The 10,590-nt window shown below is 51.9% G+C and carries 2 protein-coding genes, 11 tRNA genes and 5 rRNA genes; all 18 read right to left on the bottom strand.

The features are described 5' to 3' along the window. Positions 1–11 precede the first annotated feature (11 nt). Positions 12–479 carry a CtsR family transcriptional regulator gene (locus DHX103_RS08170; protein WP_422121822.1) on the bottom strand — a complete coding sequence of 156 codons (468 nt, stop codon included), beginning with the start codon at positions 477–479 and terminating at the stop codon, positions 12–14. A gap of 158 nt (positions 480–637) precedes the next feature. Beyond that, entirely contained in the window at positions 638–883 is a 246-nt protein-coding gene (locus tag DHX103_RS08165; RefSeq protein WP_422121821.1) for a hypothetical protein, read from the bottom strand. A gap of 147 nt (positions 884–1,030) precedes the next feature. Further along, positions 1,031–1,146 (bottom strand): 5S ribosomal RNA (gene rrf, locus DHX103_RS08160). Positions 1,147–1,236: 90 nt separating this feature from the next. Continuing rightward, positions 1,237–4,172 (bottom strand): 23S ribosomal RNA (locus DHX103_RS08155). Between the two features lie 134 nt (positions 4,173–4,306). Beyond that, positions 4,307–4,382, bottom strand: a tRNA-Ala gene (locus DHX103_RS08150). A gap of 14 nt (positions 4,383–4,396) precedes the next feature. Beyond that, positions 4,397–4,473 (bottom strand) — tRNA-Ile (locus DHX103_RS08145). A gap of 125 nt (positions 4,474–4,598) precedes the next feature. Then, a 16S ribosomal RNA gene (locus tag DHX103_RS08140) occupies positions 4,599–6,150 on the bottom strand. 167 nt (positions 6,151–6,317) lie between these two features. Then, positions 6,318–6,393, bottom strand: a tRNA-Ala gene (locus DHX103_RS08135). 7 nt (positions 6,394–6,400) lie between these two features. Then, positions 6,401–6,477, bottom strand: a tRNA-Pro gene (locus DHX103_RS08130). 26 nt (positions 6,478–6,503) lie between these two features. After that, positions 6,504–6,580, bottom strand: a tRNA-Arg gene (locus DHX103_RS08125). 35 nt (positions 6,581–6,615) lie between these two features. After that, a tRNA-Leu gene (locus DHX103_RS08120) sits at positions 6,616–6,704 on the bottom strand. A 27-nt stretch (positions 6,705–6,731) separates the two neighbouring features. Beyond that, positions 6,732–6,806: transfer RNA gene (locus DHX103_RS08115), tRNA-Gly, on the bottom strand. Between the two features lie 7 nt (positions 6,807–6,813). Further along, a tRNA-Leu gene (locus DHX103_RS08110) sits at positions 6,814–6,898 on the bottom strand. Between the two features lie 21 nt (positions 6,899–6,919). After that, positions 6,920–6,995: transfer RNA gene (locus DHX103_RS08105), tRNA-Lys, on the bottom strand. 10 nt (positions 6,996–7,005) lie between these two features. Next, a tRNA-Thr gene (locus DHX103_RS08100) sits at positions 7,006–7,081 on the bottom strand. 13 nt (positions 7,082–7,094) lie between these two features. Then, positions 7,095–7,170, bottom strand: a tRNA-Val gene (locus tag DHX103_RS08095). Positions 7,171–7,179: 9 nt separating this feature from the next. Continuing rightward, positions 7,180–7,295, bottom strand: a 5S ribosomal RNA gene (rrf, locus tag DHX103_RS08090). Positions 7,296–7,445: 150 nt separating this feature from the next. After that, positions 7,446–10,382 (bottom strand): 23S ribosomal RNA (locus DHX103_RS08085). Together the 16S, 23S and 5S rRNA genes with 11 tRNA genes alongside form the textbook arrangement of a ribosomal RNA operon. Between the last annotated feature and the right edge of the window lie 208 nt (positions 10,383–10,590).

The raw sequence follows: 10,590 nt of genomic DNA, 5'->3' as shown, positions 1-10,590 counted from the left end.
ACCACTCCCCGTTAATTTGACTGGAATTGAATTGTGAATAGCATAGCAATGAGAATCCTTGCACGAACCTCATCCCTCAATGGCAGACCCAATAGGAGTGTAGACCGGTCGATAGCACTCAAAATCATTTTCGCTTCCCGCTTAGTTACAATGTCTTCATCTAACAAACGGAATACAATATCTTCAGCCATACTTTGAGTGGCGCCATTCTCCAAATGCTGGATAATCCCTGTAATTACATCGGATTTTTGATGAAGACGAATACGTTTAATTCGGATATAGCCGCCGCCACCTCGTTTACTTTCAACCAAATAACCCCGCTCTGGAGTAAACCTGGTATTAATCACATAATTAATTTGCGAGGGAACACATTGAAATCTTTCTGCTACTTCACTTCTTTTAATTTCAATATATTCTCTTTCGCTTACTTCGATAACTTGCTTTAAATAACCTTCAATTACATTAGAAATGTTACGCATTGCATTCACCTCTTTATCTCATGTACTTAAAGTTGACTTTGACTATATTTGACTTAATTATAGCGTAAGGTTTTTATAAAACTCAAATAGTATGTACTAAATTGAGAATAAAAAAAATCCCAGAATAAACTATTCTGAGATTGCCTTTAATCATTACCTCATTCTTCATCAAATATACGCTTTTTGAAATCCTTCAAATGACTCTGAATTGACTTAGTTTCCTCTTCAAGATATTTTGTTCTCCACTGAGTCCCCTCAAGCCAAATTTCAACAACATCTCCCCTTGAGACTTCATGAGTAAATTCACTAACAGGAAAAGTGTATTGTTCATGGTCTTCATCCAATGGCTTTAGTAAAGCCGTTCTCTTATCAATAGTTTCAACTCTGTATATCCCGGATTTCATTGTTACCACCTCAATTTTAAATTCCCTATTTTTAAACTTTTCAATCTTTTTTGAAAGAGTAATTTATTTTTCAAAAATTTTATTTACAAATAAATTTAAAAAGAAAGATCGCTACCGCTTGCGCGGTCACGACCTTTCTTTTTTGATGCCCAGCGACGTCCTACTCTCACAGGGGGAAACCCCCAACTACCATCGGCGCAAAAGAGCTTAACTGCCGTGTTCGGGATGGGAACGGGTGTGGCCTCTTTGCCATCGTCACTGGACTACTTTTTTTGAGTGCTTGCGCCCTCAAAACTGGATACAACAGACATTGAAACAGCGTGCGAAACAATTGCGTTCCTGAAAGTGGTGTTTTGGTTAAGTCCTCGATCGATTAGTATTCGTCAGCTGCACGTGTCGCCACGCTTCCACCTCGAACCTATCTACCTCATCGTCTTTGAGGGATCTTACTTGCTTGCGCAATGGGAAATCTCATCTTGAGGGGGGCTTCGTGCTTAGATGCTTTCAGCACTTATCCCGGCCACACATAGCTACCCAGCGATGCCCCTGGCGGAACAACTGGTACACCAGCGGTGTGTCCATCCCGGTCCTCTCGTACTAAGGACAGCTCCTCTCAAATTTCCTGCGCCCGCGACGGATAGGGACCGAACTGTCTCACGACGTTCTGAACCCAGCTCGCGTACCGCTTTAATGGGCGAACAGCCCAACCCTTGGGACCGACTACAGCCCCAGGATGCGATGAGCCGACATCGAGGTGCCAAACCTCCCCGTCGATGTGGACTCTTGGGGGAGATAAGCCTGTTATCCCCGGGGTAGCTTTTATCCGTTGAGCGATGGCCCTTCCATGCGGAACCACCGGATCACTAAGCCCGTCTTTCGACCCTGCTCGACCTGTACGTCTCGCAGTCAAGCTCCCTTCTGCCTTTACACTCTGCGAATGATTTCCAACCATTCTGAGGGAACCTTTGGGCGCCTCCGTTACTCTTTAGGAGGCGACCGCCCCAGTCAAACTGCCCGCCTGACACTGTCTCCCACCCCGATCAGGGGTGCGGGTTAGAAGTTCAATACAACCAGGGTAGTATCCCACCGACGCCTCCACCGAAGCTGGCGCTCCGGGTTCATTGGCTCCTACCTATCCTGTACAAGTTGCACCAAAATTCAATATCAGGCTACAGTAAAGCTCCACGGGGTCTTTCCGTCCTGTCGCGGGTAACCTGCATCTTCACAGGTACTATAATTTCACCGAGTCTCTCGTTGAGACAGTGCCCAGATCGTTACGCCTTTCGTGCGGGTCGGAACTTACCCGACAAGGAATTTCGCTACCTTAGGACCGTTATAGTTACGGCCGCCGTTTACTGGGGCTTCGGTTCGCACCTTCGCTTGCGCTAAGCACTCCCCTTAACCTTCCAGCACCGGGCAGGCGTCAGCCCCTATACGTCACCTTACGGTTTTGCAGAGACCTGTGTTTTTGCTAAACAGTCGCCTGGGCCTATTCACTGCGGCTCTCTCGGGCTGTAACACCCTACCAGAGCACCCCTTCTCCCGAAGTTACGGGGTCATTTTGCCGAGTTCCTTAACGAGAGTTCACTCGCTCACCTTAGAATTCTCTTCTCGCCTACCTGTGTCGGTTTGCGGTACGGGCACCTCCCGCCTCGCTAGAGGCTTTTCTTGGCAGTGTGAAATCAGGGACTCCAGGGCGCAATGCCCCTTGCCATCACAGCTCAACGTATCAGGAATGGGATTTGCCTCATTCCACGCCTCACTGCTTGGACGCGCACAACCAACGGCGCGCTCACCTTATCCTTCTGCGTCCCCCCATTGCTCAAACGGCGGGGAGGTGGTACAGGAATATCAACCTGTTGTCCATCGTCTACGCCTATCGGCCTCGACTTAGGTCCCGACTGACCCTGAGCGGACGAGCCTTCCTCAGGAAACCTTGGGCATTCGGTGGACGGGATTCTCACCCGTCTTTCGTTACTCATACCGGCATTCTCACTTCTAAGCGCTCCACGAATCCTTCCGGTTCCGCTTCGACGCCCTTAGAACGCTCTCCTACCACGGATCTCTTGCGAGATCCATCCACAGCTTCGGTAATCCGTTTAGCCCCGGTACATTTTCGGCGCAGTGTCACTCGACCAGTGAGCTATTACGCACTCTTTAAATGATGGCTGCTTCTAAGCCAACATCCTGGTTGTCTAAGCAACGCCACATCCTTTTCCACTTAACGGATATTTGGGGACCTTAGCTGGTGGTCTGGGCTGTTTCCCTCTTGACTACGGATCTTATCACTCGCAGTCTGACTCCCAATCATAAATCACTGGCATTCGGAGTTTGTCTGAATTCGGTAACCCGGGATGGGCCCCTAGTCCAAACAGTGCTCTACCTCCAGGATTCTAAAAGATTGAGGCTAGCCCTAAAGCTATTTCGGAGAGAACCAGCTATCTCCAGGTTCGATTGGAATTTCTCCGCTACCCACACCTCATCCCCGCACTTTTCAACGTGCGTGGGTTCGGGCCTCCAGTAAGTGTTACCTTACCTTCACCCTGGACATGGGTAGATCACCTGGTTTCGGGTCTACAACTGCATACTCTGTCGCCCTGTTCAGACTCGCTTTCGCTGCGGCTCCGGCTTCTCACCTTAACCTTGCATGCAATCGTAACTCGCCGGTTCATTCTACAAAAGCACGCCATCACCCATTAACGGGCTCTGACTACTTGTAGGCACACGGTTTCAGGATCTATTTCACTCCCCTTCCGGGGTGCTTTTCACCTTTCCCTCACGGTACTGGTTCACTATCGGTCACTAGGGAGTATTTAGCCTTGGGAGATGGTCCTCCCGGATTCCGACGGAATTTCACGTGTTCCGCCGTACTCAGGATCCACTCTGGAGGGAACACACTTTCGGCTACGGGGCTGTTACCCGGTATCGCGGACCGTTCCAGGTCGCTTCGCCTAACGTGTTCTTTTGTAACTCCGTATAGAGTGTCCTACAACCCCAAGAGGCAAGCCTCTTGGTTTGGGCTGTTCCCGTTTCGCTCGCCGCTACTCAGGGAATCGCATTTGCTTTCTCTTCCTCCAGGTACTTAGATGTTTCAGTTCCCTGGGTGTGCCTTCGCATGTGTTATGAATTCACACATGGATACTGCCCCATTACAGGCAGCGGGTTTCCCCATTCGGAAATCTCCGGATCAAAGCTCACTTACAGCTCCCCGGAGCATATCGGTGTTAGTGCCGTCCTTCTTCGGCTCCTAGTGCCAAGGCATCCACCGTGCGCCCTTCCTAACTTAACCAAGTTGGTTCTGTTAAAAAGTTGATCACCGATTGGTGATCGTGTCACTTCATGAATCGCTTGTTTCGTTTTGTTTCAATGTCGTTTTATCCAGTTTTCAAAGAACAAGTTAGCCATTCCGATTTACAGAATGGATGGTGGAGCCTAGCGGGATCGAACCGCTGACCTCCTGCGTGCAAGGCAGGCGCTCTCCCAGCTGAGCTAAGGCCCCAAGAAGCAAAAAAATGGTGGGCCTAAATGGACTCGAACCATCGACCTCACGCTTATCAGGCGTGCGCTCTAACCAGCTGAGCTATAGGCCCTCTTGGGAATGTGTAGTTGTATGGAAAGCCACGCAAAAAGGCGTTGCCGCCTGAAGGTGAACCTTCAAAACTGAACGCAAAACGTCAACGCAACCCGCAGGTCTGGCTTCCGATAATATCCTTAGAAAGGAGGTGATCCAGCCGCACCTTCCGATACGGCTACCTTGTTACGACTTCACCCCAATCATCCGTCCCACCTTCGGCGGCTGGCTCCACGAATGGTTACCTCACCGACTTCGGGTGTTACAAACTCTCGTGGTGTGACGGGCGGTGTGTACAAGGCCCGGGAACGTATTCACCGTGGCATGCTGATCCACGATTACTAGCGATTCCGGCTTCATGCAGGCGAGTTGCAGCCTGCAATCCGAACTGAGAACGGTTTTCTGGGATTGGCTCCCCCTCGCGGGTTGGCTGCCCTTTGTACCGTCCATTGTAGCACGTGTGTAGCCCAGGTCATAAGGGGCATGATGATTTGACGTCATCCCCACCTTCCTCCGGTTTGTCACCGGCAGTCACCTTAGAGTGCCCAACTGAATGCTGGCAACTAAGATCAAGGGTTGCGCTCGTTGCGGGACTTAACCCAACATCTCACGACACGAGCTGACGACAACCATGCACCACCTGTCACCGCTGTCCCCGAAGGGAAAGCCCTGTCTCCAGGGCGGTCAGCGGGATGTCAAGACCTGGTAAGGTTCTTCGCGTTGCTTCGAATTAAACCACATGCTCCACCGCTTGTGCGGGCCCCCGTCAATTCCTTTGAGTTTCAGCCTTGCGGCCGTACTCCCCAGGCGGAGTGCTTAATGCGTTAGCTGCAGCACTAAGGGGCGGAAACCCCCTAACACTTAGCACTCATCGTTTACGGCGTGGACTACCAGGGTATCTAATCCTGTTTGCTCCCCACGCTTTCGCGCCTCAGCGTCAGTTACAGACCAGAAAGTCGCCTTCGCCACTGGTGTTCCTCCACATCTCTACGCATTTCACCGCTACACATGGAATTCCACTTTCCTCTTCTGCACTCAAGTCCCCCAGTTTCCAATGACCCTCCACGGTTGAGCCGTGGGCTTTCACATCAGACTTAAGGGACCGCCTGCTGCGCGCTTTACGCCCAATAATTCCGGACAACGCTTGCCACCTACGTATTACCGCGGCTGCTGGCACGTAGTTAGCCGTGGCTTTCTGGTGAGGTACCGTCAAGGTACCAGTAGTTAGTTGGTACTTGTTCTTCCCTCACAACAGAGTTTTACGATCCGAAAACCTTCGTCACTCACGCGGCATTGCTCCGTCAGACTTGCGTCCATTGCGGAAGATTCCCTACTGCTGCCTCCCGTAGGAGTCTGGGCCGTGTCTCAGTCCCAGTGTGGCCGATCACCCTCTCAGGTCGGCTACGCATCGTCGCCTTGGTGGGCCATTACCCCACCAACTAGCTAATGCGCCGCGGGCCCATCCTGCAGTGACAGCCGAAACCGTCTTTCCGTGCAGCCTCAGGAGAGGCCGCAAACTATTCGGTATTAGCACCGGTTTCCCGGAGTTATCCCGATCTGCAGGGCAGGTTGCCCACGTGTTACTCACCCGTCCGCCGCTGAACCAAGGGAGCAAGCTCCCAAGGTTCCGCTCGACTTGCATGTATTAGGCATGCCGCCAGCGTTCGTCCTGAGCCAGGATCAAACTCTCCATTATAGAGTAGTTGATTGCTCAAATACTTGCTGGCGCATCGCGGTCTAAAAGACGCACGATTCGCTTTGATCTGCGTGATGCTGATCAGTAAGTTTGCGCGGGCCGTTTTGCGCGGCCGTTGCTGTTTGTTGACGTTTTGCTGTTCAGTTTTCAAGGTTCAAAATATAAATTGGTGGAGCCTAGCGGGATCGAACCGCTGACCTCCTGCGTGCAAGGCAGGCGCTCTCCCAGCTGAGCTAAGGCCCCGTGAAAATGGTCGGGAAGACAGGATTCGAACCTGCGACCCCTTGGTCCCAAACCAAGTGCTCTACCAAGCTGAGCTACTTCCCGGACTATCATTGCTGGATGTGAAAATATGGCGCGCCCGAGAGGACTCGAACCTCTAACCGCTTGATTCGTAGTCAAGTACTCTATCCAATTGAGCTACGGGCGCATTGTTATGATGAAGTTTCGGTTTTGTCAAACAAATGGTGCCGAGGACCGGAATCGAACCGGTACGGTAGTCACCTACCGCAGGATTTTAAGTCCTGTGCGTCTGCCAGTTCCGCCACCCCGGCTTAGGGTCGGCTTGTCTGCAAAAAAATTGGAGCGGAAGACGGGGGTCGAACCCGCGACCTCCACCTTGGCAAGGTGGCGTTCTACCACTGAACTACTTCCGCAAAAAAATGGTGCGGGTGAAGGGAGTCGAACCCCCACGCCCGAAGGCGCTAGATCCTAAGTCTAGTGCGTCTGCCAGTTCCGCCACACCCGCGTGGCAATTATGAAATTAAAATGGTGAGCCATGAAGGATTCGAACCTTCGACCCTCTGATTAAAAGTCAGATGCTCTACCAACTGAGCTAATGGCTCATGCAATGAGTGGTGCCGGAGAAAGGACTTGAACCCTCAACCTACTGATTACAAGTCAGTTGCTCTACCAGTTGAGCTACTCCGGCGAAAGAGAAAAAATGGTGGAGGATGACGGGATCGAACCGCCGACCCTCTGCTTGTAAGGCAGATGCTCTCCCAGCTGAGCTAATCCTCCAATATGTATGCCCAGCGACGTCCTACTCTCACAGGGGGAAACCCCCAACTACCATCGGCGCAAAAGAGCTTAACTGCCGTGTTCGGGATGGGAACGGGTGTGGCCTCTTTGCCATCGTCACTGGACTATTTGTTTCTTTCTGAAAGACAAGTTTTATTATAGCAACTCTGGCGAGTTTTACAAGCCCTTTTTTTGCAGCCTGCCGCCTTTTTATTCTTTCAAAACTGGATAAACGACATTGATCCGGATCGAACTTCGCGCTTCATGAAATGAATTTGGTTAAGTCCTCGATCGATTAGTATTCGTCAGCTGCACGTGTCGCCACGCTTCCACCTCGAACCTATCTACCTCATCGTCTTTGAGGGATCTTACTTGCTTGCGCAATGGGAAATCTCATCTTGAGGGGGGCTTCGTGCTTAGATGCTTTCAGCACTTATCCCGGCCACACATAGCTACCCAGCGATGCCCCTGGCGGAACAACTGGTACACCAGCGGTGTGTCCATCCCGGTCCTCTCGTACTAAGGACAGCTCCTCTCAAATTTCCTGCGCCCGCGACGGATAGGGACCGAACTGTCTCACGACGTTCTGAACCCAGCTCGCGTACCGCTTTAATGGGCGAACAGCCCAACCCTTGGGACCGACTACAGCCCCAGGATGCGATGAGCCGACATCGAGGTGCCAAACCTCCCCGTCGATGTGGACTCTTGGGGGAGATAAGCCTGTTATCCCCGGGGTAGCTTTTATCCGTTGAGCGATGGCCCTTCCATGCGGAACCACCGGATCACTAAGCCCGTCTTTCGACCCTGCTCGACCTGTACGTCTCGCAGTCAAGCTCCCTTCTGCCTTTACACTCTGCGAATGATTTCCAACCATTCTGAGGGAACCTTTGGGCGCCTCCTTACCGTTACTCTTTAGGAGGCGACCGCCCCAGTCAAACTGCCCGCCTGACACTGTCTCCCACCCCGATCAGGGGTGCGGGTTAGTTCAATACAACCAGGGTAGTATCCCACCGACGCCTCCACCGAAGCTGGCGCTCCGGGTTCATTGGCTCCTACCTATCCTGTACAAGTTGCACCAAAATTCAATATCAGGCTACAGTAAAGCTCCACGGGGTCTTTCCGTCCTGTCGCGGGTAACCTGCATCTTCACAGGTACTATAATTTCACCGAGTCTCTCGTTGAGACAGTGCCCAGATCGTTACGCCTTTCGTGCGGGTCGGAACTTACCCGACAAGGAATTTCGCTACCTTAGGACCGTTATAGTTACGGCCGCCGTTTACTGGGGCTTCGGTTCGCACCTTCGCTTGCGCTAAGCACTCCCCTTAACCTTCCAGCACCGGGCAGGCGTCAGCCCCTATACGTCACCTTACGGTTTTGCAGAGACCTGTGTTTTTGCTAAACAGTCGCCTGGGCCTATTCACTGCGGCTCTCTCGGGCTGTAACACCCTACCAGAGCACCCCTTCTCCCGAAGTTACGGGGTCATTTTGCCGAGTTCCTTAACGAGAGTTCACTCGCTCACCTTAGAATTCTCTTCTCGCCTACCTGTGTCGGTTTGCGGTACGGGCACCTCCCGCCTCGCTAGAGGCTTTTCTTGGCAGTGTGAAATCAGGGACTCCAGGGCGCAATGCCCCTTGCCATCACAGCTCAACGTATCAGGAATGGGATTTGCCTCATTCCACGCCTCACTGCTTGGACGCGCACAACCAACGGCGCGCTCACCTTATCCTTCTGCGTCCCCCCATTGCTCAAACGGCGGGAGGTGGTACAGGAATATCAACCTGTTGTCCATCGTCTACGCCTATCGGCCTCGACTTAGGTCCCGACTGACCCTGAGCGGACGAGCCTTCCTCAGGAAACCTTGGGCATTCGGTGGACGGGATTCTCACCCGTCTTTCGTTACTCATACCGGCATTCTCACTTCTAAGCGCTCCACGAATCCTTCCGGTTCCGCTTCGACGCCCTTAGAACGCTCTCCTACCACGGATCTCTTGCGAGATCCATCCACAGCTTCGGTAATCCGTTTAGCCCCGGTACATTTTCGGCGCAGTGTCACTCGACCAGTGAGCTATTACGCACTCTTTAAATGATGGCTGCTTCTAAGCCAACATCCTGGTTGTCTAAGCAACGCCACATCCTTTTCCACTTAACGGATATTTGGGGACCTTAGCTGGTGGTCTGGGCTGTTTCCCTCTTGACTACGGATCTTATCACTCGCAGTCTGACTCCCAATCATAAATCACTGGCATTCGGAGTTTGTCTGAATTCGGTAACCCGGGATGGGCCCCTAGTCCAAACAGTGCTCTACCTCCAGGATTCTAAAAGATTGAGGCTAGCCCTAAAGCTATTTCGGAGAGAACCAGCTATCTCCAGGTTCGATTGGAATTTCTCCGCTACCCACACCTCATCCCCGCACTTTTCAACGTGCGTGGGTTCGGGCCTCCAGTAAGTGTTACCTTACCTTCACCCTGGACATGGGTAGATCACCTGGTTTCGGGTCTACAACTGCATACTCTGTCGCCCTGTTCAGACTCGCTTTCGCTGCGGCTCCGGCTTCTCACCTTAACCTTGCATGCAATCGTAACTCGCCGGTTCATTCTACAAAAGGCACGCCATCACCCATTAACGGGCTCTGACTACTTGTAGGCACACGGTTTCAGGATCTATTTCACTCCCCTTCCGGGGTGCTTTTCACCTTTCCCTCACGGTACTGGTTCACTATCGGTCACTAGGGAGTATTTAGCCTTGGGAGATGGTCCTCCCGGATTCCGACGGAATTTCACGTGTTCCGCCGTACTCAGGATCCACTCTGGAGGGAACACACTTTCGGCTACGGGGCTGTTACCCGGTATCGCGGACCGTTCCAGGTCGCTTCGCCTAACGCGTTCTTTTGTAACTCCGTATAGAGTGTCTACAACCCCAAGAGGCAAGCCTCTTGGTTTGGGCTGTTCCCGTTTCGCTCGCCGCTACTCAGGGAATCGCATTTGCTTTCTCTTCCTCCAGGTACTTAGATGTTTCAGTTCCCTGGGTGTGCCTTCGCATGTGTTATGAATTCACACATGGATACTGCCCCATTACAGGCAGCGGGTTTCCCCATTCGGAAATCTCCGGATCAAAGCTCACTTACAGCTCCCCGGAGCATATCGGTGTTAGTGCCGTCCTTCTTCGGCTCCTAGTGCCAAGGCATCCACCGTGCGCCCTTCCTAACTTAACCAAGTTGGTTCTGTTAAAAAGTTGATCACCGATTGGTGATCGTGTCACTTCATGAATCGCTTGTTTCGTTTTGTTTCAATGTCGTTTTATCCAGTTTTCAAAGAACAAGTGTTGAAAGTCACGCCACCAGGCATCGCCTGCAGGTGAACCTTCAAAACTGAACGCAAAACGTCAACGCCAAACCCGCAGGTCTGGCTTCCGATAATATC

The organism is Planococcus daihaiensis (assembly GCF_049262615.1).
Taxonomy (GTDB): Bacteria; Bacillota; Bacilli; order Bacillales_A; family Planococcaceae; genus Planococcus.
Note: the sequence above shows the minus strand (reverse complement) of the source record. Positions and strands in the feature narration are given on the sequence as shown.